The following is a 25,650-nucleotide window of genomic DNA, read 5'->3' on the forward strand; positions in this document are numbered from 1 at the left end:
ATAAGGCATGAAGCAACGTAACATAAATACAGTCAATGCGTTAAGCACAACATCAATTGTATACACTGAGTCCTTGAAGTTTCAGCCGATGTTTGTGGAAATCCATAATGCCTAACGCATTCATCAACAGAGATTCCTTGTCGGACATTTCTTCCAATTTGTAGGTAGCCTTAACTCTCCCTCTGGCCTTTGTTTCTTCAAGCATAGCAGAAAGCCTTATATTATTAAGGGTGTCTAACAGGGTATCTAACGTTCCACTAAATTGTGCGTGCGCTTTTGCCTGATACCACACAATCGCCGCCATTAGGTATCCGAGGACGCAAATAAAAAAATGCACCCTGATTTTCTGATCCGTCCAGTGAAATTGCGGTTTTAAAGCAAGGTGATAGGGGTTCTTGAGATTTCTAAAGGCATGTTCAATTTTTGATTGCCCATAGTAGGCTTTTATAATGTCCGCGGTATCCCAATCGTGATGGTCTGTCATAAGAATCCTGAACCCCAGTTCCCCTTCTATTTCTTCGAGCTTTTTCTGGTCGATTGAAAAATTCAATTGAAACTTGCCTTCAGATACCTCTTTTAACGACCAATCGATAACATCCTTCGCAAATTGACATTTCACTACACTTCTTATCGTATCCTCCAGACCCTCTTTGTCCCGCATCTTTCCCTTTGGATTACACAGATGCTGCTGTAAGAGCTTTAACTGATGTTCTGCCTTTTCCAGAGACTGAGACATTCCCCTTAATTGCCCAACCTTTAATTTCTCGGAAATAAATACGACAACGGTTCTTTCCTGCCCCCAAATAACCCGTTTGTCATGGTACACCTGTATCTTACTGCCGTCAACGTCATATTCCCTGAAATTACACATGGCATCCCCTACCAACTGCTTGTGATGATACGGTGTAAGCGCTCCAACGTAATGCAATGCCAATCTCTCTACAATAGCCATATTGTCCATGGAATTGTTTCCACGATCAAAAACAATAGTGTGCTTTTTGCTGTCGAAACCTAATCCGGTCATCCTGTCTTTTATCGTCTCAAGAACCGCGCTGAACACCTTTGCATCCGCCATGTTCCCCTGATAGGTATGGTGAAACAACGGTATCATGTCGTTACGTGTAACGACCATCGCCAACCCGACCTGCCTGAGATCGTATCGCTTTTGTTTGTTTTTCCCCCGCCGGGCAATAGTGCATCGCAGATTAGTTGTGTCGATATACGTGAAAAAATTGGTTGTATCAAAAAACAGTGTGTCGCTTTGAAGGTTGTATGTTTTAAATGTCTTTTCAATTAATTCGCGCTCGATTTCTGCAATGGATTCTTCAGGAAGTGCATCCATCAAATCCCAGAAATGCTGACTGTCTATTTTACTCAAGCTGTGTCTGAGTAAGTATTCGGCAGTAGTCGTCTTTGCCCAATCCCACCATCCTCTTTTGCTGGTAGGCACACACACTCTCCCCACGGCACCCAACAAGAGGGTACTTCCGGCGGTCAGATTATTTCGAACAGGTTTTTTAGCACAATACTGCCGTGGCGACTTTATATATTTATTAATCACGGAAGGGACGTCCAGGGCATTGGCCACACTTAGCAATGCGGCTACCGCGCCATGTGAATAAGATTTGAGCCGTAATTTTTCGGTAAGACCTTGCAGTTGTTTTAATAAATCGTCTGCCTTGCCAAGATAGGCCAGGACGATGGGCCTGGGCTTGCCGTTAACGCGCCGCGATTCGACAATATACCAATATTTATAACCTCTGGAGTTTTTAGATTGAATGGTAGCCATGGCTATTAGTTGTTAGTGTATACGTAATAGATTAATACTCCGTGTATAATAGTATATACAGGCATATAATGCAATATAAATATAGTATTATTCAGTGTATACATAATTTTTTAGACAAAAAAAGTCGCAACCCGATACAAATCATTGGATTGCAACTTGATGTCTTTGTCTTACACCTTATTTCGTGATAAACTCACGCTAGATAATGGTTGTAAGAGATTGATTCATACTTCAACAAGTGAGGTTTATGGTACGGCACAATACATTCCTATAGATGAAAAACATCCCTTACAACCGCAGTCACCTTATAGTGCAAGTAAAATTGGGGCGGATGCTATTGCCATGAGTTTTTACCATTCTTTTAAATTACCAACAGTCATTGCAAGGCCTTTTAATACTTATGGGCCTCGACAATCGGCCAGAGCAGTAATACCAACAATCATCTCTCAGATTGCCAGTGGTAAAAAAGAGATTAAGCTTGGGGATGTATCTCCAACAAGAGATATGAATTACGTAGAAGACACCTGTCACGGGTTAATTACTCTCTCTAAATGTGATATGGCAGTTGGAGAAATATTTAACATTGGCTCTAATAATGAAACTTCTATATATGAGATTTTTAACCTGATAAAAGAGATTATGGCAAGCGACGCACATTTAGTAACTGATAAGGAAAGGTTGAGACCGGAAACATCTGAAGTATTGAGGTTGTGTTGTGATAATTCCAAACTAAAGAAGCATACCGGATTTTCACCTCAGTATGCTCTTAAGGAAGGGCTTGAAAAGACTATTAACTGGTTTATCAATCCAAAAAACCTATCAAAATATAAAACGGATATCTACAATGTCTAAACGAGCAATAATACTCGCAGGTGGCAAGGGGAAAAGATTATTGCCTTATACAATTGTTCTTCCAAAGCCATTAATGCCAATAGGAGAATACCCTATTCTTGAGGTTGTTGTACGACAGCTTGCATTTTACGGTTTCAGGCACATTACTATGGCCGTAAATCATCAAGCGGAAATTATTCAGGCATTTTTCGGAAAAGGGAAAAAATGGAAAGTTAAAATCGATTATTCTTTTGAAGACAAACCTCTCAGCACAATTGCACCGTTAAAGTTAATAAGCAATTTGCCAGAGGACTTTCTGGTCATGAATGGAGACATACTAACGGACTTAAATTATTCAGATTTTTATCAGTTTCACATCAACAAAAAAAGTATCTTTTTAATTTCTTCTTATAAGCGAGAATTGAAAAGTGAGTTTGGAGTATTAGAATTTGATAAAAATGCAAAATTGAAGGAGTTTAAGGAAAAACCGGTTGTCCGTTACAACGTCAGCATGGGTATATATATGGCAAACAGAACCATACTTGAATACATTCCTAATAACAAACCTTACGGTTTTGATAATCTCATGCTCGATTTAATAAAGGCAGGAAAGCCTGCTACTGTAAAACCGTTCCATGGCTGCTGGCTTGACATTGGAAGGCCAGATGATTATATACAGGCTATTGATGAATTTGAAAAAAATGGATTTTTGTTTCTTAAGGAATTAAAAAAATAATGTGGAAAATACCTTTATCTGACATTAATTTCGACCAAAAAGAGGTAGAAGCAGTCCAAAATGTGATTTATTCGGGTTGGCTTACAATGGGAGAGGTTACAAAAGATTTCGAAGCCCGCTTTGCCAGGTATATAGGTGTAGAACATGCATTTGCTGTTTCATCCTGTACCTCCGCGCTGCACCTTGCTGCTCTTGCTCTTGATATTGGAGAAGGCGATGAGGTAGTATGTCCTTCTCTAACATTCGTAGCTGCGCCGAACTCTATTATATACACCCGGGGAAAACCTGTTTTTGCAGATATAACTAGCGTAACAAACCTAAATATCTCACCTGAAGATATTGAAAAAAAAATTACAGCAAAAACAAAAGCCATTCAGATTATGCATTATGCCGGAATACCCTGCAATATGGAAAGTATCACCGACCTTGCCAGAAAGCGTGGTCTTCCGGTTATTGAAGATTGTGCTCACTCTCCTGGATCGGAGTATAAAGGGAAAAGATGTGGCTCTATAGGAGACATAGGATGTTTTAGCTTCTTCTCCAACAAAAATATGACAACCGGAGAAGGGGGAATGATTACCACAAATGATGAAAATATTGCTAAAAAAATCAGAACATTACGCTCTCATGGTATGACTACCCTCACCCTTGATAGGCATAAAGGGCATGCCTTTAGTTATGACGTTACTGCCCTTGGATTTAACTATCGCCTCGATGAGATCCATTCTGCCCTTGGCATTGTGCAGCTTGAAAAACTACAAAAAAGTAATGAAAGACGCCTGACATTAGCGACAAAATACCAACAAGCTTTATCTGAAATCCAAGGACTTTCAGTAATTTCCGGGAATGGGATTTCTGTATCATCTAATCATATTCTCCCTGTTCTGTTGCCAGAAGAAATAGACCGTGCTAAATTTATGGAATATATGAAACAAAATGGCATTCAGACCAGCATCCACTACCCACCGGCACACCTCTTTGATTTCTACCGTCGTATGTATGGATACAAAGAAGGAATGCTGCCACTCACGGAAGAAGTTTCTAAAAGAGAAGTTACATTGCCTCTATATCCGTCTATGAATGAAGATAGTGTCAGCATTGTTTGTGATGCTGTTCGTGAATATTTTAAAAAGGAATTAATATAATGAATGTGTTGGCTGTCGGCGCTCATTTTGATGACATTGAACTTGGATGCAGCGGGACGTTGATAAAACATGTTAAAAATGGTGATAAGGTTATCATGCTAGTAGTTACAGATTCATCTTATAGCAATCCCAATGGTGAATTAATACGGAATTCTGAAACCGCTTATCAGGAAGGTCAGAAAGCAGCGAACATCATTGGCGCCGAACTGATTTGTTTAAATTATAAGACCTTCCTGGTTCCTTTCAGTGAAAAGTTAACAAAGGAAATTACTCGTATTATTGAGGATAAGAATATAGATATCATGTATTCCCCATGGATACACGACCTCCACAGAGATCACCAGTATGTAGGCAAAAATGCACTTATGGCGGGACGACATGTAAAAAGATTTCTTATGTATCGGCCCAATTATTATGACACAGACCAGATGTTCAGGGGAAATGTATATTCTGATATTTCTAATTTCATGGAAAACAAAAGTGAAGTTATTAAAGCACACAAGTCAGAACTTGAAAGGGTAAGGAACAGCTGGCTAGACTTTTTCGAAAACCAGAACCAAAATGACGGACAAAAGATTGGGGTAGAGTGCGCGGAGTGCTTTGAAGTTGTTCGATATCTTTTGTAGGGAATATGGGTAAGATTGTTACAATTCATCAGCCTGATTTTTTACCATGGCGAGGCTTTTTTGATCGCTGGGGAAAAAGTGATTTGTATATTGTTCTTGATGACGTGCAATTTCTCCGAAGAGGTTGGCACCACAGAGATAAAATCAAAACAAAAGATGGCGTAAAATGGTTGACTGTACCTGTTAAAAAAAAGGGCAAATATGATCAACTTATACTGGAGGTAGAGATAGATTACAGCACAGATTGGCAAGCCAAGCACTTGAAAACTATTGAAGTTAACTATAAGAAAGCTCCGAACTTTGAATATTATTTTGATAAATTGAAATCAATATACGTAAAAAAACACGATCTTCTAATAGATTTAAATATGGATTTATTGATATTTGTTGCGGAAGAACTTGGGATAGATACTCCCGCTGTTTTTGCTTCTAGCTATAATGTGAATTCAAATTCAACTGAAAGGCTAATTGAATTGGTTAAGGCAGTAGGAGGTAATGAATATTTAACAGGGACTGGTTCCAAGGGGTATCTCAATGAAAAACTTTTTCAAAGAAAAGGTATAAGGGTCGTCTGGCAAAATTACGAGGAGACTTTTTATAAACAGTTGCATGAAGATTTTGTTCCACACCTTTCAGGGTTAGACTATCTAATGATGAAATGCAAAAATGACTGACATGAAATGCTATAGTTCAAATAGATTTAAAGTTTCCATTTTGGTGGATGACCCCAGTTCATGGATAGTCCCATACGTAGAGAGTTTAAGTGTAAGAATTGGTGAGCAAAACGACGTATCTCTTTATTTTAATGCATATGATATAGTGGAAGGTGATTTTTTATTTCTGCTTGGATGCACTTCTATTATACCCAAACAAGTTTTAAATAAGAATAAACATAATTTGGTTGTGCATGAAAGCGATCTTCCAGAAGGAAGAGGATGGTCTCCGGTAAGCTGGCAAGTATTGGAAGGGAAAAACAGGATACCTATCGTATTATTTGAAGCTGAAGAAAAACTAGATTCAGGCAGAATTTATTTAAAAGACTATATAGAACTTGATGGCACAGAACTTCTACCAGAAATCAAAAAAAAGCAGGGAGATAAAACTATTGATTTAGTGCTGACCTTCCTAAATCAATGGCCTGACCTGCAGCCTTCGGGACAGATAGGAATGCCCTCTTATTACGAAAAGAGAACCACAAAGCATGATGAACTCGATATAAGTAAAAGCATCATCCAAAACTTTAATCATCTTCGTATTATTGATAATGAAAAACATCCTGCATGGTTTCAACTAAATGGACACAAATATATATTAAAAATATATAAAACAGACTAATATTCAAGGAGTTTATTGGTGAAAACAATTTCTATCGGAAAATTCATAATAGGCTTAAATGAGCCTTGTCTCATACTCGCTGAACTCGGTGCTATGCAGGAAGACCTTAATGGGATGAAGAAACTAATTAAGGTTTCAAAAGAAGCCGGTGCCGATGCTGTAAAGATTCAAACTTACAGGGCAGAAACTATTGCCCATCCATCGGCAGAATTCGAATTTGAAGATGGCTCCAAGATGTTTCAAATGGAGTTCTTTAAAAAACTTGAAATTTCTCAAGACGACCATAAAGAGCTATTTGATTATGCAAGAGAGCTTGGGATTGCTATTTTTTCGACACCCAGTTACTATGATGATGTTGACTTTCTTGAAGAGTTGGGTGTGCCAGCTTACAAGACGGGTTCTGATGACTTAACTAATCGCCCTTTCCTTGAATATATCGCACGAAAGGGTAAGCCTATGATTGTATCTACAGGTATGTCAACTCTGGCAGAGGTCGAAGAAGCGGTAGAAACAATTTTAAAGACTGGAAATGATCAGTTGGTTCTTCTTCACTGTACGACATCTTATCCGCCTGCTCCTGAATTTGCCAATCTTAATGTTATGAACACCCTCCGCTCTGCCTTTGACGTTCCCATTGGATATTCAGACCATGTTGCGGGTATTTTTTCTTCAATACTTGCTGCCAGTATGGGTGCCTCTGTTATTGAAAAGCATATAACCCTGGATCGAAAATCGAAAAGACCTGACTGTGAGGTATCGATAGAACCATCAGAGCTAAAGGAGATGGTTGAACAAATTCGTTTAATACCTATTCTTCAGGGAAGCTCGATAAAGAAAATATATCCTTCTGAGAAGAAGTGGCGCAGGAATGGAAGAAAAAGCCTTGTAGCAAATCGTAATTTAAAATGTGGCGATGTTATTGGAAAAGAAGACCTGAAAATAATCAGGCCTGGAACGGGAATACCTCCCAGATACATGGATTTCATCGTTGGCAAGACCTTAAAAAAGGACATTAGTGAAAATGAAATAATTCCTCATGATGCCTTTTAAGCCAGATTTCAATACAGAAGTTGTAGTAATACTCCAAGCCCGCACAGGTTCTACGAGGCTACCAAATAAGGTTTTGAGATGTTTGGCGGGTAGACCAATGTTGTCGCATTGTATTCAAAGGCTTAAGAGAATTGGTGATGGATATCACGTAATCGTAGCAACCTCTACCCTGAATAGAGATTATACTTTGGAGAAATTGGCAATTAAAGAAGGAGTATTATGTTACAGGGGGGGTGAGAAAGATGTTCTTGATCGTTACTACCATGCAGCGAAATCTGCAGGGGCTAAATTTGTGATCAGGGCAACTGGTGACAATCCGTTGGTATGCCCTGAAGAGGCAAAAAGAGTTGTTGAATGCATAACAAGTCAAAAAGTGGATTATGTAACCGGGATAGAAGAAGTAGAAGGTTTAAAACTACCGACAGGTGTCGGCGTAGAGGCGTTCACTTTTAAAGCGCTTGAACGATCATGGTTAGAAGGTAACAAAGAGCATCACCGTGAACATGTTAACGAATATATTCTTGAGAATCCTGGAATTTTTAGCATAGTCAGGCTCTCCTGTATGCCCCAAAATAGTTGCCCCGAACTCAGTCTGACAATTGATACTAATGATGATTTTGAATTTATTGAGGAGATGTTAAGCGGTTTTATTAAGCCTGCAACCGAGATAACTACATCCGAGATTATTAAATGGTGGAGAAAAAGAATAAACTGATAGTTTTTCGCCTTGATGCTGGTCATGAAAGGGGAATGGGGCATCTGTACCGTATGATGACCCTGGCAGATGAATTTAGAAGAAAAGGGCATGACTGTCTGTTTGTATTAAAAAGAAATGATGTGGCGTCAAGAATTCTTGACAGCGTAAAGTTTAGATGTCTATCTTATCCAGTACATCTTACAGAAGAAGATATAGTAGAAAAATACTTCAAAGACGAGTTGGAACCTGATCTTTGGATATTTGATATTCTCTCCACTGACGAGACGTTGGTTGTACGGACTAAATCCATGGGGGTACCTGTTGTATCATTTGATGATTTAAAGGGTGGTTTGCTCCATGCGGATCTTGTTGTGAATGCCATTGCAGGTTGCTGGGATGAGGAAAGTAAGGTCTCAGGGCGTATTCCACATGTATTAAGCGGGCCTCGATACGCAATTATTACGTCTGATATAATTAATCTGAAATACAAGAAAAAAATGCCTCAAGAAGACATTAGGATTGGGGTAACAATGGGAGGAAGTGATACACATGGCGCTACAGTAAAGATTGGACAAGTATTATCCCGTTTTGATGAAAAAGATATGTATGTGAATTTTTTTCTCGGACCACATTTCATGCATGACATTGAGATGGATGAGATGCTAGCAGCATTTTCACATCCATTTACCGTGAAAAAAGGGGTTTCGGATTTGTATGTAGAGTTGATTAATAATAATTTGGTCATATGCGGAGGCGGGCAAACTATGTTTGAGTTGTGCTCAATGGGAATGCCTGTTATGGCTCTGGCAAATGAGGTTCATGAAGAAAAGACCATTAGATATTTTGAGCGCAATGGAGCATGCATCGATATAGGTTCCGTTCATAAGGAACTTGATGATGAGAAGATGTGTAAGTTTATTGATGAGATCAAGTACGATTTGGATAAACTGAACCGGTTGGCAGTGAATGCTGTCCAATTAGTTGACGGTAAGGGAACCAAGAGATGTTACAGTGCGTGTGCAGTCTTAATCAACTAAGATATTTATGATGCTTCAGAAAATAAAAGTAAATTCATTCCAGAAAAGGTTCGATAGCCGGTGGAGAAACTTTATTTTTAACTGGAATCAAGGGAATATTATAAAATATTACTTGAACAGATACCAGTGGAACATGTATCCAAAGATGGGCAAGGTATCAGCCTTTCCTCTCCATGTCGACATTGAGACGACGGCCAAATGCAATTTGCGTTGCGGCATGTGCCCCAGCCGGGAGCTTTCGAAAGAAAAGTATGGTGAATACGGTAATATGAAGATGGAACTTTTCAGGAAACTGGTCGATGAATGCACAGAGAATAAGGTTTTTTCCATCCGCCTAAGCTGGAGAGGAGAGGTTTTAATCAATCACGATCTTGTCAAATTTGTTCACTATGCAAAGGTTGTCAAGAAGATTCCAAATGTTTCTTTTTTGACCAATGGCAGTCTTTTAAAGGGAGAACTTGCCGAGAAGTTAATAGATTATGGTGTCGATTATATTTCGGTATCTATTGACGGTATGGATGGTATGTACGAGAAGATACGGTATCCGTTAAAGTTCCGATCAATTTGTGAAAACCTGAAAAATTTCAAGGAATTGAAGAGGAAAAAAGGGAAGAAGAAACCTGTTATCCGTGTAACAACCCTGTGGCCTGCTATTGCTCAAGATCCTGAAGCCTTCTATACGCGAATGAGCTCTATATGTGACAAGATTGTTTATAACCCGCTGAAAGACTACAGCATCACTGAACCTCAGAAAAAGGATTTTATTTGCCAGTTTCCGTGGGAGAGGCTGTTTGTAGGTTTTGATGGAAAAGTACAGCCGTGTAGCATAACGACAGACAGTTTTGTCATTGGTGATACAAATAAAAACAGTTTGAAGGATATTTGGCAAAGTACCGAAATGAACGATTTAAGGAATGTCCATTCAAAAATTAAGCGTATGGATGTAATCCCCTGCAATAAATGTAGCTATGGCATTGATTATTCTAAATTATGGGAAGGTAGGGACTGGACCAAATGGAATCCTGAAGAACTAAATCAATTGAGTAAGGGAAACCAATAGCCATGGATATTGAAAAAATGAAGGCTGAAGTCAAGGCTTCCAAAATAGAAATCAATGAACTTCCCAGATATTCGCCATGGCCATCAAGATTATTTGGTCTTTCTGATTGGGATATAAAACATCGAAACAATGTTATAGTTTCGCATGAATATGGTGAAAAATGGGGTCGCTTGTTGTCTAAATATCAAGAAAGAAAATTCACTAACATAAACGAAGTACTTCACTACCTCTTTGATACACACTTTTCTGACAATATACTGTTTCATATATATGAGAATATCTATTATTCTGCAAATACGCCAGTTTTTTGGGATTTTTTCTACAATCAGATTATTCAGGCTATTACAAGGTATTTAACACCAAACGATACATTAGTTGAAATGGGTTGTGGTTGGGGAAGAAACCTTTTTACCTTATATCAACGTAAATTATTTAAAAATGCCATTGGTGGAGAATTTACACAGGAGGGGATAACACTTGGAAATCTCATTGCTAAAGAATTTAATGTGCCATTAGAGTTCTTTCACTTTGATTACTATAACCCCAAACAGGAATTTATGGAGAAGATCAACGGTACAGTAGTTTTTTCCCACAATAGCATAGAACAGATTACTCAAATGCCACAAAAAACTATTTTATCATTGATTGAAAACAGACCTAAGATTGTCTTTCATTTTGAACCTATATACGAATATCGAAACAAGGATACCCTTCTTCATTATATGTGGAAACGGTATACTCAAGTAAACGAATATAATATTAATCTTTTGACTTTATTAAAGGATTTTGAAAAGAAAGGCCAAATAAGGATTGATCTAGAAGTTCCTCATGTCCTGGGACTCAATGCCTTTAATCCTGGAAGTTTTATAGTGTGGCAGCCTATTTAATATGAAAAATCTTTTTATTATAGGCATATTCAGATCTGGAACATCTTTGCTCTCAACAGCATTGAATACGCACAAAAATATAATTGTCGGCTGGCAACCTTACATGTTGTTTTTTAAGGCTTGCCGAAACAAGTATTTTAAAGAGATGTTGAGGGTTCCCTTTGATGAAAAAAACCCTATGGGTATTAATTACTTTAAGACAGTAAAAGATAGAGAACTTTTTCGTGAAGTTTTTCATTTAATCAGGTTCAATGCTACGGAACTCAGCACTATATTGTCTGAAATTAGGGACTACCTCCTCAGCGATAATGAGAAGATGAATAAAGATATGAAGCCACATGATCTGGCAAAAAATCTTGACGGTATAGAACCGGGATTCGCCGGGTATATATTAATGCAGTTAATGGAAAGATTATATCTCTCACAAATAATTACACGTAATTGGGATATTAAATTTATAGGAATCAAAGAGGTTTTTTGTGAAGAATTTATTGAACCATTATTTAATTATTGCAACTTGAATTCAAAAGTTGTTCACATAATAAGAGATCCCAGAGCAGTGGTTGCATCCAGAAATTTTGGGAAATATATGGAAGCAACAGGCGCAAAGTACCCCATCTTTTTCATCATCAGGAGTTGGAAAAGAACAGTGGCAAACTATCTACTAAATAAATGTAATAGCAACTATTTAATGATAAGGTATGAAGACTTAGTTAGAAAGCCTGAAACAACAATGAAAAAAGTTTGCGAGCTACTGGAGGTTCAATATTCAAATGACCTATTAAATTTAAGCAACTTTAAGGACAATAAAGGAAGAAGATGGGAATCGAACACTTCATTTGATGGTTCTAAAACCATAACCACTTCGTCTGTGAACAAATGGGAAGATATTTTATCTGCCGAAGAAATTGAAGTTGTTGAGTATTATTGTCAATCTGAGTTAAATACTTTAGGATACGAAAGAACAACAAAAAGCTTTGATCAAAAAAAAATTTTAAATTTCCAAGAGGATACATCAAACATTTGTGAATGGTTAAGGGAATATGATTTTAGTTTTTGAAACATATCTTAACAAGTTATTGTAAAATTGGTGAAGTAATTGTTTTTATAAACTGCATGAAGGTGAATCCTGCTGGATTATTGGTAATAGTCCCTCTATAAATCAGACAAACCTTCTAATGTTAAAAGGTAGTGTTGCTTTTGCTGTTAACGAGGGGAACAGGGTTACATCTGGACATTTGATTTTGAGGAAAAACTTGCTTTCATAAGTTGCATTCAACTTTCAAAAGAAGTTTCAACAGAGTATTGGACAGCACTCAAAGAAATTTTCAAAAAATCAAAAAACGAAAGTTTTATACTTGCATTAGACAAAGTGACTAAAGAAATATGAAACGAAATACTTTGGAACATAAAAGAAGCCCAGCAGATAACAGCACCTACCCCAAAATGGCTGTTCAGTGGTTAATTAAAGCTTTGTACATCTATCAAAGTTCTGTGCAGTTTGATAGTTTAGTGCTTCGAAATCGCCACCTTCGGGTAGCTGTAAACTGTTACCTGCCATTTTAGAGAGACAACAAAACAACTAAGAGAGAATTAAAAAATGATATCAATGCAATATCCTGAACGACATAGCAATCATACTTTAGAGCAGAAATCGGAGACCTTTTTTATGCAACATTTACCGCAGGATTGGATTGCAACGACACCCAAAAAGGACTACGGACAAGATTTGAATTTGGAAATATGTGAAGAAGGACAATATCGTAGCTTGGATTTGATAGTTCAATTAAAATCATCTGCGACAAGCAATATTCTAAATAATAGAGAAAGACATCAACTAAAGGTTTCAACTTACAATTATTTATGGGACAATCTTAGGGTTGTTCTCATTGTAAAATATATTGAAGATGAAAATGAAGCATATTGGACACTTTTAAAAGATGTTGAACCGCCAGCAAATCCTGAACAAGAAAATTTCATGATTTATTTCCCACGGCAAAATAAACTCTCTGAAATTAACTGGAGCGACATAATTAACTATGTAAGACAAGTTACAGACAAAAAATTAGCATCAACGAGAGCAAAGAATAAACAAAATCACAGCTAAACATTGAGGTAATGAGACTAGCAAACAAAATACTTGCTTAGCTGCCGAAGAAATTGAAGTTGTTGAGTATTATTGTCAATCTGAGCTAAATACTTTAGGATACGAAAGGACAACAAAAAGCTTTGATCAAAAAACAATTTCAAATTTCCAGGAGGATAAATCAAAAATTTCTGAATGGTTAAGGAAATATGATTTTGGTTTTTGAACCATATCTTAACGAGTTATTGTAAAATTGGTGAATTAATTGCTGAATAAAAAAGAAATAGAAAGATTAAGAGATTTTTATAAACTGCATGAAGGTGAATCTTGCTGGATTATTGGTAACGGTCCTTCCATCAATCAGACAAACCTTTTAACGTTAAAAGGTAGCGTTACTTTTGCGGTTAATGCTTTTATTACCCATAAAAACTTTGAGAGGCTTCTACCAACCTATTATGTAGCTACTAATCCACGATTGATGCGGTCTGATTTCCTCAAAGATGACCTAATTCCCAGGTTGCAGAAAAATGATATTACTTGTTTTTTAAACTGTGAAGCAAAACCAATAATCGGCCATCCTTATGAGAGTCTATACTATATTGAAACTACTGAGTCGCCGTTAATTGTTGATGCTGGCTATAATCTGGATATTACAAAACGTTTACATGGAACTCGGGTATCTGTTGTTATTCAGGCTGTGATTCCAATAGCCGTTTATATGGGATTTAAGCAAATTTTTTTAGTGGGTTGCGACAATGACTATAAAGATTTGAGTATGGAAAAAGCACATTTTTACGGAACTGCTGAACACTGCCCCAACCTTTTGAAATTAAACAACACAGCCAGAGAGTTATATCCAAGTTATTTTATAAAAAAGGAAACTACGGCCATACAGAATTCGCTCGATGGTAACGAAGAATTTTCCATTGTATATCGTGAAGTAAAAAAATTAGGCGTAAAAATATATAACTGTACAAAAGGTGGAAAACTTGAGGTATTTCCCAGACTCCGGTTTGAGGACGTCGTCAAAAAAACCACATTAAATCGCATAATTCTGCACTCATCCCCTCTGCGCAAGATTGATAAATGTTGTGCGGAACAACTGCTGCCGGCATACCATTCTATTGTAATATCAAATATTGACAAAAACTTCGATTACGGTGAAATGCCTGTGTATGAGCAGGAAATACTGTGCAAGTTAATAAAAAATCAAAATCCAAAAACAATTTTTGAAATCGGCACCTTTCAGGGAGCAACCACAACCCACCTTGCAGCAAATAGCGATGCAATTGTATATACGCTCGACCTGCCACCAAAGGGCCACATAGATTATCACCCTCCAGATATGAATGATCCTGAACTGGACGTTTATCCTGATCAACCAGGCATTAAACATTTCTCAAGCGCGTATGCAGACAGAATCACACAACTATATGGAGATACCCGCAGTTTCGATTATTCATCATATTACGGGCAGATGGATATTGTATTTGTTGATGGCTGTCATCATTACGACTTCGTACTAAGAGACAGTCTGAATGCTTTCAAAATGATTAAACCTGATGGGATGATTATCTGGCACGATTATGCTGATTACGCACCGGGTGTAATGAAGGCACTGAACGTTATCAGCGAGAGATACTCACTAACGCATATTGAAGGAACCAGTTTGGTTGTATATTCCGGAAAATGGGGAGAAATAGACAACAAATCTGAAATAAATACCTCAATATCAGCATACAGTGAAACAGAATTATTCAATATGGTTCAAAAAATGATCGATGAAAAAAACTTTGCGTTGGCTAGAACAACTGTCTCAAAGTCGCTTGAAATGTTTCCTGCTTCAGTTAACCTGCTTTATGCAAAAGCCAAAATAAACATTGAAACAGGCCACATTGATGAGGCGCAGATAACTCTATTAAAAATAATAGAAATTTCACCAGAAAATCTTAATGCCTTAAACGGTTTGGCTTCTATAGAAATAAACAAAGGAAATATAGAAGCTGCAATAGAATTCTTAAGAGACATATTGATTCTTGAACCGAATAATCAAGCAGCACTGGCGCTTATTTCCGATATTAAAACGAAGTTACTTAGTCTTTCACATGCTAAGAAGGAGAATTTATATTGACAAGACTTGAAGCCTGGTTTCATACAGTTAATGCCTATAAAGTCCGATATGAAGAACTCTATTCTAATCCTGTGGAAACTCTCAAAGGTATTGAAGAAGATAGAATTTCAGAAATTGTGGCAAAAAATTCTTTTAGCAAGAAAGCAGGCCAAATACCTGGAGAGGAAGCAAAAGATTCCCCTGCGAGAAAAGGAATTGTTGGAGATTGGAAAAACTATTTTGATGCTGAGTGTGTTTCTACCTTTAAAGCGGCATATAATGGGCGTTGGAATAAATTGCTTATAGAACTTGGATATGAGAATTCTAAAAACTTGCAAAATAATAAAATTACAGAATAGAGATAAAGGTTTTTTAAAAAGACAAAGATGATGCTTAATGTTTCCATAATAATCCCAACACGGAATCGGGCAAAAGACCTCAAAGTTGCTTTACCCCCGCTTCTCAATCAGGATTACCCCATATTAGAATACGAAATCATTGTAGTGGATGACGGCTCAACGGGCAACACAAGAGAGATAACAGAACGGGCTGCATTATTAAATAAAAATAATATCAGATATATAGTCAAACAAATAAGGTTTTCGAAAAATTTACACCTCCCGTCCCTTCTATAAAGAGGGAATTAAGGGGCGTGCTTGTATAGTATGCTTAGTCAAATAAATCTGTTTTTTAGAAAGCCATTTTATTGCCAAATTCCTAAAATCATATTTGTTTGGCTATATATATTAGCCAGAACCCGGGCTCCTATCCGGCAGACATTGAGGGGCATCGGAAGCAAAGGGAGAAATTCTTGTCTTTGTCGATGATGGTATTGAGGCGGTCAACGGGTGGTTATCGTCAATAATGGCGGAATTCGAAAATGAGCCAGTTCACATGTGGTTGGAGGTACCAGTCTTCCCAGGTATGAAGTTGACCCTCCCAAATGGATCGATAAATATTGTTCCTGGAAAGATGATCAATTAACATGCGGCTCACTGAGTCTCCTAAATAAGGGAAAAGAAAGGAAAAGGAAATATACAATGACTACTAAAAAGGAATCACTTACTTATAATGACTATGTAAGGGGAATTCAAGATCTAAGACCAGAGGATCAATTAAGTTTAGTTGAAATCATCTCTGCCGGGCTGAAAAAAACTCTTATGAAAAAAAGGGCTAAACATAGAATTACTGAAATTGAAGGATTGGGGGCAGACATTTGGAAAGGCATCGATGCGCAGGAATATGTTCGTAAGGAGAGAGAATCTTGGGATTAATTGATGAACGAAACATTTGCCGGTTTGAGGAATATCCCGCCAGCATCCTTGCCGGCGGGAGGTCAGGCGCAGGGATGCTCCTGATACTATGCACACAACTATGCCGTGTTATGGCAATGTTTTGCCCCTTACATTAATGCGGCATATCGTTATTGTCGGAATTTTTCAAAAAGTTAAAGTGTTGCAATATTACAGAAAGATCATCAATGGAAATAATCAATCCACACGACAAATTCTTCAAAGAGACATTTTCCATCCGGGAAAATGTAATCGATTTCCTTAGTGGTACATTTCCCTCAAAAATCCTGAAAAAACTGGATTTGTCCACTTTAACACAGGATAATAACTCATATATCGACGAAGAACACAAAGAACATTTCTCAGACATTGTATACACCTGTTTCTGTAAAGACAAAGAACTCCGGATAACCCTTTTATTCGAGCACAAGAGTTATGCCGTAGCATGTCCGTATCTGCAGTTGATGAAATACCTTTTAAAGATATGGGAATCAAACAACAAGCAGGCGCAAAGACTCATGCCGGTAATTCCGGTGATATTATATCACGGCAAAGATACGTGGAAAGCAAGAAGGTTCAGAGACTATTTTGAAGGGATAGACGAGGAATTTTTAAGATTTATACCGGAATTTGAATATCTGCTGACAGACCTGAGTAGTTACAGCAATGAGGAAATAAAGGACAGGGTATTTAGAAGGGCATCCCTCCAAATAACCATGTTATTGATGAGGAACATATATAATGACAAAATTCTGGGAGACAAGCTAAAGGTATTCTTTGAAATAGGGAGGCAGTATTTTGAAGAGGAAGGAGGGGTAAAATTTCTGGAAAGTGTAATCAGGTATTTGTACTATGCATCGGATATAGAGGAAGAACGGGTAATAGACACCTTAAAAGAGATATCAGAGGAAGGAGGTAAATTAAGTATGACAATAGCGGCGAGATTAATAGAAAAGGGTAAAATAACCGGTAGGATGGAAGGTCGGATGGAAGGCAGGGAGGAAGGCAGAGCGGAAGGTGCGATAGAGGGCGAGAGGAAGGGAAGGATAGAGGGTCTAATAGAGGCGATAGAGATAGGTTTGGAGCTAAAGTATGGAGTTAACGGTTTAAGGCTTCTGGAGCGTATCAGGAAAATAGCCGTGATAGAGAAGCTGGAGTCAATAAAAGAGGCGGTAAAGATATCAAAGAATATGGAGGAAATTGAAAAATTGCTCTAAATTTTTGAGAGACCATATTTGTAACTATTCAGCGTAAACGATACGCGGCTCGTTCCCAAACCTTGTACTGAACATAGTGAAGTATCTGGCTCGAAAATAAGACTACAAAAAATAGCTCAAGTACAGGTACCGCAATATGATATGGCTATAAAACCATTTTCATCGTTTCTGGGTGTTGCAAATGCAACAGGATGACTGTTTGGGAATGAAATTGCACTGGAAAACTCTGTTTCCAGTGAGGGTTTGACTTGACAAATTATAAACTGTCTGAATCATGTGATTTTATTCCCTATCTATCAACAGACAGGCGAGAAACCGGAGTTTGGGAACGAGTTGCGCTTTGCACTCCGGTAGTTTGTAACAGTTCACTCTTTCCGGATTGTCTTGGTATTTGAAAAGTACCCACCCCTAGCCCCTCCCAAGAGGGGAATACAAAAAGTCCCCTCTTGGGGATTTAGGAGTGGGTGAACTGTTACGGTGGTTTGATAAATTATGCTGAATAGTTAACGTCAGTTAAGAATATGCAAATAGAAAGAAATAATTCAGGAGGACATAAAAATGAGTACTGATATTAAAGAAAAACTTGAAATACCTGATACGCTAAGAAATATTTATACGGAGATGGAAGTTTCTCCAATAGGGCTTTTAAAGAACTATGCTTTAAACCTTATTTTAAATAAAATTAATAAATATGAAGCAGAAAACGCATTCTTTGAGAAAAAGTATGATTGCAAATACGAAGAATTCAAACATAAAGTCGAATCTATGGAAAAAGAAGAGAATTTTGAATGGGAAGACGATTTGATGGATTGGGAATTTGCGTTTGAAAATTTTAGATATTGGCAAAAAAAAGCCCATGAGATAAAAGGCGAATGAAGGAAATACTCGACAAATATAAAGATATTATTAAAAAATATGAAATCCTTGTTTGGGACAGCGAACCACTGGCGTATCGTTTTAAGGCAATAATTACGTTTATGGATGATTCAAGACTTCTGATAAAGGATTATACCTTTCCCCACGGACGCAAATACTCTTTTCACTGGCAAGACAGAAATAGTCATTTAATAATTCGCTGGGACAATGCAATGCACTGGAAAGACATAGATACTTTTCCACATCACAAACATGAAAAGGCCTCCATATCTTCCTCAAAAGAAGTAACGCTGGAAGATATTTTGAACCATATTTATGAGATTTTGAATGATGGACACTGATCAAAAATTATCAATTACTCATATAGATACCCATGATAAAGCCGGTGGTACTGCAAAACAGGAAATACGTATTAAATTAAATATTAAAAGAGTGGTATACGAAAATATTTGCATTATTACGGATTGCAGAACCGAGGCTTTTCCAAAATGAGAACAGGGTCGATTTAAATTCCCCTCTGGTAGTCAAAGATAAAAAAACGGAAATAGTTACAATGTCGAATTACAAAAAATCGGGAATGCTTCCCACTTCAATAGCCAATAAGACTGGAAAATGTAATGAATGCATCAATAATAATACCAACACGCAATCGTTCAAAGTGGCTAACTTCCGCAATTCAATCTTTCGCAGAACAAGACTTTCCATCCTCTCAATATGAAATCATTGTAGTGGATAACGGCTCAACAGACAACACAGGGGAGATAACAGAACGAGCTGCATTATTAAATAAAAACAATATCAGATATATATATGAGCCAGAACCAGGGCTCCTATCCGGCAGGCATCGAGGAATGTCGGAAGCAAAGGGAGAAATACTTGTCTTTGTCGATGATGATATTGAGGCGGTCAACGGGTGGTTATCGGCAATAATGGCGGAACTCAAAGATGAGTCAGTTCACATGGTTGGAGGTCCCAGTCTTCCCATGTATGAAGTTGACCCTCCCCAATGGGTCGAGAAATATTATTCATGGAAAGATGATCAATTAACATGCGGCTCACTGAGTCTACTAAATAAGGGAAAAGAAAGATTGGAAATAGATCCCGTATTTGTCTGGGGATTGAATTTTGCAATAAGAAAGAAAACGCTTTTTGATTTAGGGGGTTTTCATCCGGATAATATACCAAAATCCCTACAACACTTTCAGGGCGATGGAGAAACCGGGCTGGCCCTGAAAATGAAAGGAAAAGGACTCAAGGCGGTCTACGCCCCTGGCGCAAAAGTATATCACCACATTCCACGGGAAAGACTCACCGTAGCCTATTTTGAAAAACGATTCTTTTATCAGGGTGTTTGTGATTCATATACACAAATAAGAAAAAATAAAGGGCTGTCAAATATAAAAATCCCTAACTACCAGATATTCGATCAATTCTTACCAAACGTCCCTGCTTATGATCAATATAAACAAATTATCTATAAGCGGATTCATAATGCTTACGTTGATGGGTTTCTTTTCCATCAGGAGGCAGTACAAAAAAGTAAGACGCTTTTGAAATGGGTCTTGAAGGAAGACTATTTTGATTACCGACTCCCTGAGTTAAACCTACAAGAGCAACAACAAATTCAAGAGGTGAGTGATCGTATCCAAAAACGCTCCACACACCTACAATGGCCACGGACTACGGCTCAGGATATGTTCAAGGATGCCTTTAACCTTATTAATTCTGACGACATGGTTACCGCTCTATCTAAATTAGATACCATGGTACATCAATATCCAAACATGCCGAAAGTGCATCTAACCCGTGCTTTGTGTCTGTCTGCACTTGACCGCCCACGGGAAGCAGTACGTGCTGCCATTGCTGAATTAACTATTCAGCACGATAATAAACAGGCAGTAGATATATTATTGAAAAATCAACAGGTGTTATTAGAAGAACTGAAGACTGCACCCCAAGCGGCAGTTCGGCTTGTTGAACGTATACTAAAGTCCAGACTTAACCGGGTTTGATTAAACGTATTAAATAATCGGTCAATAACGTGTAATAAATACGTTGTATATTTTGTGTTTAATTTCATAATATTCTTTAAAAATACCCGGAGAGGATAAAATGCAAACAAATATATTGACAGATGAACAGTATAAAATGCTTTCCCGAAAATTGATTAATAGTATAGAAAGGCATTTTAAGATAACTCCGTTAAATACTTTAAAACACTATAAATATATATTGAGAAAACCTATTTATATTACGATTGAAATGGAAAAGGACATTTTTATAGCATCCTTAGATGATATAGAGGCATTTGCTTATGCTGATACAGAATTTGAAGCAATTAATCGGTTGTGTGAAGAAATAATCAATATCTATGAAGATTTACAGGCGGACAGAGACAATTTAGGTAAATTCCCTAAAAAATGGTTAACCTTCTTAGAGGAGGTTATTGTAAAAAGTGAAGAAAAATGAAGTAGAAAGGTTATTCAAAAAACTGGAATTGAAGACGCGGTCTACGGGACATAATTATGGGTGGTTGACTGTAAATGAGAAGAAGATATTAAGAGTTCATTACTCTCATGGGAAAGGGGACATTCCCGATAAAATTGTATCTAAGATTAGAGGGCAGTTAAAACTATCTTTAAAGGATTTCAAAGACTTAATTGATTGTTCATTGAATTACAACAATTACATCAACATTTTAAAACAAAAGGGAATCATTGATTGATAAAATGGGTGAATGAGTATCTAAATTATATTACAACCGAGTTTAAAATAGAAAGACAGTTGCGACAAGGAGCATTCCCGATTTTTTGTAACCGTTTGTGTGATTGGGGCAAAACAACGCTTCAAGGGATATGGTTTGAACAGGAGCATTTCAGATTTTTGGCTAACTAACTGTACATTGTACCACAAACATCCTGCTTGTGGTATTTTACCCTCAAGCTGGAAACTTGAGTTACTATTCTTCCCCTCCCCCGCTAATGGCATTTTTACAAAAAATCGGGAATGCTCCCGTTGCAACATAGCGCAGCAAAGCCGTAACCAAAAAGAGTTTAACCACAAAGGACCTAGCGCGGCCTTTGGCCGCAACCAAAAAGGTGATTTTTAGTTTATTATAAAGTATAGTAGTATCCTCGTAAATAGTAATCAGACAATTTGGAGGACACTACTTATGAATAAGTTGATGGAATTATATCGAGACAGGATCGTGGGTGCAATAAGCGGTCTGGACAGGATTCGTTTTCGCGGGACATTGCGGTGGTTGGCCAGTGAGCGTGGGATGGGAACATTCATGAACCAAGCGAGAATTCTGCTTAAGGATTTTTCCGGTTGGGTCAATGGGCTTACGGCACAGGTGCGAGACAGTTGTGAATCGCGGGCGAAAGATTTGGGTATCGAGGTGCGGTATTTGATGAGCAGCGGTGTTGATAAGGAGAAGTTGGCTCGCCAGATCGCGGCGGATAAGAGGATTACGGAAGGTTCCATCTGCCTGTTGAGTGTGGTAGAGCCTTGTATTGCGCCGATGGTCAAGGGCAACAAGGCCAGCAAGAAGCTCGAGTTGGTAATGGCGCCCCGCAAGTGTGTCTTTGTGTATCATTATTTTAATGATCCAGTGTTTGGTTTTGGTCATGTTCGTATCCAGAGTTGGGCGCCGTTTAATATTTTCATTTGTCTCAATGGTCGTCATTGGCTGGAGCGGCAACTTCAGAAGCAAGGTATTGATTATGTTAAGGACGGCAACTGTTTTGTGCGTATAGAGGATATTGCGGCTGCGCAGGTTCTGCTCCATGAGCAGCTTAAGACTGACTGGGCGAAGCTGCTGAACGGGCTTGCGTTAGGCAGTTGCCCGGCATTGTCGCAGATTCTTCGTCCGTTGGAACCGGAGTATTACTGGTCTGCGGATGAGACGGAGTGGGCGACGGACATCATGTTTAAATCGGTTGAGGCATTGGAGGAGTTGTTTCCATCGTTTGTTCATCATGCGATGCGGGTTTGCGACAGTTCTTCGGTGATGAAGTATTTGGGTAGGCGTAACCTTGCAGGCGCTGCCCCATAAGCGCTAACTTGTTTTAGGTGCGCTCGAAGTATTTTGATATCTGTGTTTTTCGGATTCTTGTATTTTCTGCTAAAGAACAAGCAATGTCATTCCAGCACTTAAGAACTTCCTGTAATGATAACGCTGGTTCTATAGCCCGTTTTACTTGATTAAGCATAAAAGCAAATTCACGCCATTTGCTTTTAGTCTTCTTGCTTGACAATGAAGTATCCCCAGGGGGAAAAAGACGTAGCAAAATCTATTAGTTTTTCTGTCAAAAGAGCAACGAATAGTTTGCCATAAAGCCAAGCTTTTGAGCTATCATCATCGTATTTAGGTAAGTGTCCAAATTGTGCTATTTGTTTAAATCTTTTAAAGACCAGTTCAATTTGCCATCGAACTCGATACCATTCTAAGATATCAAAAGCGGTAAATTGATTTTCAGGAAACGTTGTGAATACTATTACGTACTTGGCATAAATAAGGGTCTCCGGTTTTAGTTCAATGCCCTTTTTGCTTGCATGTCTTTTAAGTTTTTTATGAGCTATTTTAATGGCTTCTTCTGTTTTGTGTATTATACAAAGACGACCTTTGACATATTCAGTATTATCAACGTTTGGAATAAAAACGTTCCATGATTTTATAGCAAGGGGTCTTTTTAAATATTGGATTTCTTTCAATAAAGGAAAGGGTTTCTTTTCTTCGCCGAATATCCGTAGAGATTGCGAATTAACTCTAACGCTAAGATAAGCGCCTTTCCTTGTTGCATGATGAATTCCTTGGCCAGTACAGTAACCTCTGTCAGCTATAATATAATCATCTTTTTTCATCGGAAACTGCCGAAAAGATTCTCCTGTGCCTTCTCCTTCAGTTCCCGTAAGTTTAAAGAAATCGCAAGATAATGAAGGAACCTCAATACTATAATGAATGCGCCAAAGACTTCCTGTTTTCCCAGGTTCCTTTACTGTTGTTGCATCAAATAAGCGAAGATGAAAATTATTCCGTTTATTAATTTGGAGGCCACGCTCACGGAATAAAGATAAACATAATTTATATAGCCATTCTTTGCTCTTTTTTAATCGCTTTAATAAGGCAACATCGGATAAATCTGCTAAGTTAGCACGCTTGGCTCGAACTACTGTTTCACGCAATGAATAGCCACATCCTAAATGAATTAATAATGTTCGAAGAAGCTTTTCTTCAGATTTATCCTTGCGCAAGCCTTTTAAAGCATTTGTATCAACGGCTAAACTTTTCCAATCGTTTGGGAAGAAAGTTCTTAGAAGATCCCAATCTTCTCTCATCATGGCTTTATCCTCCTATAGAGTGATTAGCGGGATAATTAACATAAAAATACCATGATGAATAAAATTTGTCAATAAAACAAGTTAGCGCTTATGAGGCGCTGCCCCTGATGAGGTTATCAGCGACTATCGAAGACGCTATGAAGGTATACGGGTCAAGCACAGTGTGAATTATAATTCAGTGAAGATGTATAACAAGAGCGGTAGTCTCTTGCGTATTGAGACAACGATCAATAATACGCGGGACTTTAAGGTCTTTCGGAGTCCCAATGATGATGAAGGCAAACCGGCGTCATGGCAGAAGATGCGTAAGGGCGTAAGCGATCTTCATCGACGGTGTGAGGTGAGCCAACAATGCAATGATCGTTATGGGGATGCTTTGGCGGCGGCTCAGGTAGAGGAGAAACTGAAAGAAGTGGTGAGCAGCGCTTGTAACAAGGTTGTCAAAGAGGGCAAGAGGTATCGAGGTTTGAATCCCTGGCAGCAGGATGATTACCAGATGCTGATGTTCCTGTCCAAAGGCGAAAACGCGATAAATGGATTCCGCAACCATGATTTGCGTAAGTGGCTTTACCGGGAATCCGAACAATCCGGCAAGGATCAGCAAAAGAAATATTCCGGACGAACGACCCGACGGATAAAGATGCTGCGGGCACACGGTCTAATCCGCAAAGTTCCGAGGGCCAACCGCTATGTTTTGACGGAGAAAGGCCAGAAGTTCTCTTGTTCACTGATGACCGCTTCAGCCCTTGATATTAAAGCACTTACGGAAATGGCGGCATGAAAAACACGCATAAAAAACAAGAAATTGATGGATAGTAGTACAAAGAAAAACCTACAAAAAATGTCATTGCGAGGAGTGGAGCGACGAAGCAATCTCTTGTTCCCAAAAGACTTAAGATTGCTTCGCTGTAGCTCGCAATGACGGTATCAATGTAGATATTTTAATGAAACGTTATACTAGTAATAATATATCCCCTGATATGCTGGTTTGATATGTTAAAAACATGAATAAAATAGAACAAATATTCGATGACTATCGCATGATAGCAATTATCATCTATGCTGAATATGAAAAAGAGGGCATTGAATTCTTAACGCCTGATAATTTCTCACAGCAGCTTGCATATATGAAACGTCCTGCCGGATATACAATTCAGGCGCATATCCATAAACCCGTTCCAAGAAATGTTAAATATACGCAGGAAACCTTGTTTATAAAAAAGGGCAAGGTTAAGATAAATTTCTACAATGAAGAAAAACAATATCTGGATTGCAGGACATTAAAAGCAGGCGATGTAATCCTGCTTGTCTCAGGCGGCCATGATTTTTTGATGCTTGAAGATACAGAAATGATTGAGGTTAAACAGGGACCCTACGCTGGTGAAGAGGATAAGGAGAGGTTTTAAGAGATAAAGATTGAGATTGAGGTTGAGGAATGTATAAAAGTTTCAGGGAAATGCCTATATGGAGTGAGGCAATGGAGATGGCAGAATCAGTTCTCCGGCTAACGGAATCTCTTCCAAAGAAAGAGGA

General features: G+C 38.1%; 29 protein-coding genes and 1 pseudogene. 28 read left to right on the forward strand and 2 right to left on the reverse strand.

From position 1 onward, the window contains the following. Window positions 1–52 precede the first annotated feature (52 nt). Entirely contained in the window at window positions 53–1,789 is a 1,737-nt protein-coding gene (locus tag KSMBR1_RS09815) for an IS1634 family transposase (protein WP_099323573.1), read from the reverse strand. Between the two features lie 198 nt (window positions 1,790–1,987). On the opposite strand from KSMBR1_RS09815, the pseudogene KSMBR1_RS09820 reads away from it, so the two are divergent. The 26 genes and pseudogenes from KSMBR1_RS09820 to KSMBR1_RS09940 form a co-directional block, all read left to right on the forward strand. Next, a pseudogene (locus tag KSMBR1_RS09820) lies at window positions 1,988–2,641 on the forward strand (GDP-mannose 4,6-dehydratase); the annotation flags it as partial. Beyond that, window positions 2,634–3,356, forward strand: coding sequence for a sugar phosphate nucleotidyltransferase (locus KSMBR1_RS09825; protein WP_099325174.1), 723 nt, complete (start codon window positions 2,634–2,636; stop codon window positions 3,354–3,356). The pseudogene KSMBR1_RS09820 and the gene KSMBR1_RS09825, both read left to right, overlap by 8 nt. After that, the gene (locus KSMBR1_RS09830; RefSeq protein WP_197705392.1) at window positions 3,356–4,501 is read left to right on the forward strand and encodes a DegT/DnrJ/EryC1/StrS family aminotransferase; all 1,146 of its coding nucleotides are present in this window, start codon (window positions 3,356–3,358) and stop codon (window positions 4,499–4,501) included. Before KSMBR1_RS09825 ends, KSMBR1_RS09830 begins: the two co-directional genes overlap by 1 nt. Next, the gene (locus KSMBR1_RS09835) at window positions 4,501–5,127 is read left to right on the forward strand and encodes a PIG-L deacetylase family protein (protein WP_099325176.1); all 627 of its coding nucleotides are present in this window, start codon (window positions 4,501–4,503) and stop codon (window positions 5,125–5,127) included. The genes KSMBR1_RS09830 and KSMBR1_RS09835 overlap by 1 nt, the downstream gene beginning before the upstream one ends. Window positions 5,128–5,132: 5 nt before the next feature. Then, window positions 5,133–5,801, forward strand: a complete 669-nt coding sequence (locus KSMBR1_RS09840; protein WP_099325177.1) for a WbqC family protein — start codon at window positions 5,133–5,135, stop codon at window positions 5,799–5,801. After that, window positions 5,794–6,462 carry a formyltransferase family protein gene (locus KSMBR1_RS09845; RefSeq protein ID WP_099325178.1) on the forward strand — a complete coding sequence of 223 codons (669 nt, stop codon included), beginning with the start codon at window positions 5,794–5,796 and terminating at the stop codon, window positions 6,460–6,462. Before KSMBR1_RS09840 ends, KSMBR1_RS09845 begins: the two co-directional genes overlap by 8 nt. Window positions 6,463–6,480: 18 nt before the next feature. Continuing rightward, on the forward strand, window positions 6,481–7,512 hold the full coding sequence (locus KSMBR1_RS09850) for an N-acetylneuraminate synthase family protein (protein ID WP_099325179.1): 1,032 nt from the start codon (window positions 6,481–6,483) through the stop codon (window positions 7,510–7,512). Next, the gene (locus KSMBR1_RS09855) at window positions 7,502–8,227 is read left to right on the forward strand and encodes a glycosyltransferase family protein (protein ID WP_230408076.1); all 726 of its coding nucleotides are present in this window, start codon (window positions 7,502–7,504) and stop codon (window positions 8,225–8,227) included. Before KSMBR1_RS09850 ends, KSMBR1_RS09855 begins: the two co-directional genes overlap by 11 nt. Further along, window positions 8,203–9,246 carry a PseG/SpsG family protein gene (locus tag KSMBR1_RS09860; RefSeq protein WP_099325181.1) on the forward strand — a complete coding sequence of 348 codons (1,044 nt, stop codon included), beginning with the start codon at window positions 8,203–8,205 and terminating at the stop codon, window positions 9,244–9,246. Before KSMBR1_RS09855 ends, KSMBR1_RS09860 begins: the two co-directional genes overlap by 25 nt. Window positions 9,247–9,379: 133 nt before the next feature. After that, window positions 9,380–10,306, forward strand: a complete 927-nt coding sequence (locus KSMBR1_RS09865) for a radical SAM/SPASM domain-containing protein (protein WP_169703040.1) — start codon at window positions 9,380–9,382, stop codon at window positions 10,304–10,306. A 2-nt stretch (window positions 10,307–10,308) separates the two neighbouring features. Then, entirely contained in the window at window positions 10,309–11,193 is an 885-nt protein-coding gene (locus KSMBR1_RS09870) for a hypothetical protein (RefSeq protein WP_099325183.1), read from the forward strand. A 1-nt stretch (window position 11,194) separates the two neighbouring features. Then, window positions 11,195–12,253 carry a sulfotransferase domain-containing protein gene (locus KSMBR1_RS09875; RefSeq protein ID WP_099325184.1) on the forward strand — a complete coding sequence of 353 codons (1,059 nt, stop codon included), beginning with the start codon at window positions 11,195–11,197 and terminating at the stop codon, window positions 12,251–12,253. 549 nt (window positions 12,254–12,802) lie between these two features. Next, entirely contained in the window at window positions 12,803–13,300 is a 498-nt protein-coding gene (locus KSMBR1_RS09885; RefSeq protein ID WP_261341097.1) for a DUF4365 domain-containing protein, read from the forward strand. A gap of 244 nt (window positions 13,301–13,544) precedes the next feature. Next, window positions 13,545–15,410, forward strand: coding sequence for a class I SAM-dependent methyltransferase (locus KSMBR1_RS09890; protein WP_099325187.1), 1,866 nt, complete (start codon window positions 13,545–13,547; stop codon window positions 15,408–15,410). Beyond that, window positions 15,407–15,748, forward strand: coding sequence for a sulfotransferase domain-containing protein (locus KSMBR1_RS09895; RefSeq protein WP_099325188.1), 342 nt, complete (start codon window positions 15,407–15,409; stop codon window positions 15,746–15,748). The genes KSMBR1_RS09890 and KSMBR1_RS09895 overlap by 4 nt, the downstream gene beginning before the upstream one ends. A 27-nt stretch (window positions 15,749–15,775) precedes the next feature. Next, window positions 15,776–16,024 carry a glycosyltransferase family 2 protein gene (locus KSMBR1_RS09900; protein ID WP_099325189.1) on the forward strand — a complete coding sequence of 83 codons (249 nt, stop codon included), beginning with the start codon at window positions 15,776–15,778 and terminating at the stop codon, window positions 16,022–16,024. Window positions 16,025–16,429: 405 nt separating this feature from the next. Next, a complete protein-coding gene (locus KSMBR1_RS09905) occupies window positions 16,430–16,663 on the forward strand; it encodes a hypothetical protein (RefSeq protein WP_099327027.1) in 234 nt (77 codons plus the stop codon). Next, window positions 16,654–16,800, forward strand: a complete 147-nt coding sequence (locus KSMBR1_RS20960; RefSeq protein WP_157820509.1) for a hypothetical protein — start codon at window positions 16,654–16,656, stop codon at window positions 16,798–16,800. The genes KSMBR1_RS09905 and KSMBR1_RS20960 overlap by 10 nt, the downstream gene beginning before the upstream one ends. A 69-nt stretch (window positions 16,801–16,869) precedes the next feature. After that, the gene (locus KSMBR1_RS09910; protein ID WP_099325190.1) at window positions 16,870–17,898 is read left to right on the forward strand and encodes an Rpn family recombination-promoting nuclease/putative transposase; all 1,029 of its coding nucleotides are present in this window, start codon (window positions 16,870–16,872) and stop codon (window positions 17,896–17,898) included. Window positions 17,899–18,456: 558 nt separating this feature from the next. Next, window positions 18,457–18,774, forward strand: coding sequence for a hypothetical protein (locus KSMBR1_RS09915; RefSeq protein ID WP_099325191.1), 318 nt, complete (start codon window positions 18,457–18,459; stop codon window positions 18,772–18,774). Next, window positions 18,771–19,115 carry a toxin-antitoxin system TumE family protein gene (locus tag KSMBR1_RS09920; RefSeq protein ID WP_197705393.1) on the forward strand — a complete coding sequence of 115 codons (345 nt, stop codon included), beginning with the start codon at window positions 18,771–18,773 and terminating at the stop codon, window positions 19,113–19,115. The genes KSMBR1_RS09915 and KSMBR1_RS09920 overlap by 4 nt, the downstream gene beginning before the upstream one ends. Continuing rightward, complete coding sequence (locus KSMBR1_RS20965) at window positions 19,102–19,266, forward strand: hypothetical protein (protein ID WP_157820510.1); 165 nt, start codon at window positions 19,102–19,104, stop codon at window positions 19,264–19,266. Before KSMBR1_RS09920 ends, KSMBR1_RS20965 begins: the two co-directional genes overlap by 14 nt. A gap of 125 nt (window positions 19,267–19,391) precedes the next feature. Then, on the forward strand, window positions 19,392–20,786 hold the full coding sequence (locus tag KSMBR1_RS09925) for a glycosyltransferase family 2 protein (RefSeq protein WP_099325192.1): 1,395 nt from the start codon (window positions 19,392–19,394) through the stop codon (window positions 20,784–20,786). A 100-nt stretch (window positions 20,787–20,886) separates the two neighbouring features. Further along, a complete protein-coding gene (locus tag KSMBR1_RS09930; RefSeq protein ID WP_099325193.1) occupies window positions 20,887–21,243 on the forward strand; it encodes a hypothetical protein in 357 nt (118 codons plus the stop codon). Further along, a complete protein-coding gene (locus tag KSMBR1_RS09935; RefSeq protein ID WP_099325194.1) occupies window positions 21,230–21,499 on the forward strand; it encodes a hypothetical protein in 270 nt (89 codons plus the stop codon). The genes KSMBR1_RS09930 and KSMBR1_RS09935 overlap by 14 nt, the downstream gene beginning before the upstream one ends. A gap of 447 nt (window positions 21,500–21,946) precedes the next feature. Continuing rightward, complete coding sequence (locus KSMBR1_RS09940; RefSeq protein ID WP_099325195.1) at window positions 21,947–22,831, forward strand: hypothetical protein; 885 nt, start codon at window positions 21,947–21,949, stop codon at window positions 22,829–22,831. A gap of 182 nt (window positions 22,832–23,013) precedes the next feature. Here the strand turns inward: KSMBR1_RS09940 and KSMBR1_RS09945 are convergent, their stop codons facing one another. Beyond that, the gene (locus KSMBR1_RS09945; RefSeq protein ID WP_099323638.1) at window positions 23,014–24,117 is read right to left on the reverse strand and encodes an IS4-like element ISCku3 family transposase; all 1,104 of its coding nucleotides are present in this window, start codon (window positions 24,115–24,117) and stop codon (window positions 23,014–23,016) included. A gap of 163 nt (window positions 24,118–24,280) precedes the next feature. Between KSMBR1_RS09945 and KSMBR1_RS09950 the strand changes: the two genes are divergently transcribed. Both KSMBR1_RS09950 and KSMBR1_RS09955 read left to right on the forward strand, forming a co-directional pair. Then, on the forward strand, window positions 24,281–24,898 hold the full coding sequence (locus KSMBR1_RS09950) for a hypothetical protein (protein WP_157820511.1): 618 nt from the start codon (window positions 24,281–24,283) through the stop codon (window positions 24,896–24,898). Window positions 24,899–25,121: 223 nt separating this feature from the next. Continuing rightward, window positions 25,122–25,523, forward strand: a complete 402-nt coding sequence (locus tag KSMBR1_RS09955) for a cupin domain-containing protein (protein WP_099325197.1) — start codon at window positions 25,122–25,124, stop codon at window positions 25,521–25,523. Window positions 25,524–25,650 lie beyond the last annotated feature (127 nt).

The sequence above is a fragment of the Candidatus Kuenenia stuttgartiensis genome (assembly GCF_900232105.1).
Classification (GTDB): domain Bacteria; phylum Planctomycetota; class Brocadiia; order Brocadiales; family Brocadiaceae; genus Kuenenia; species Kuenenia stuttgartiensis_A.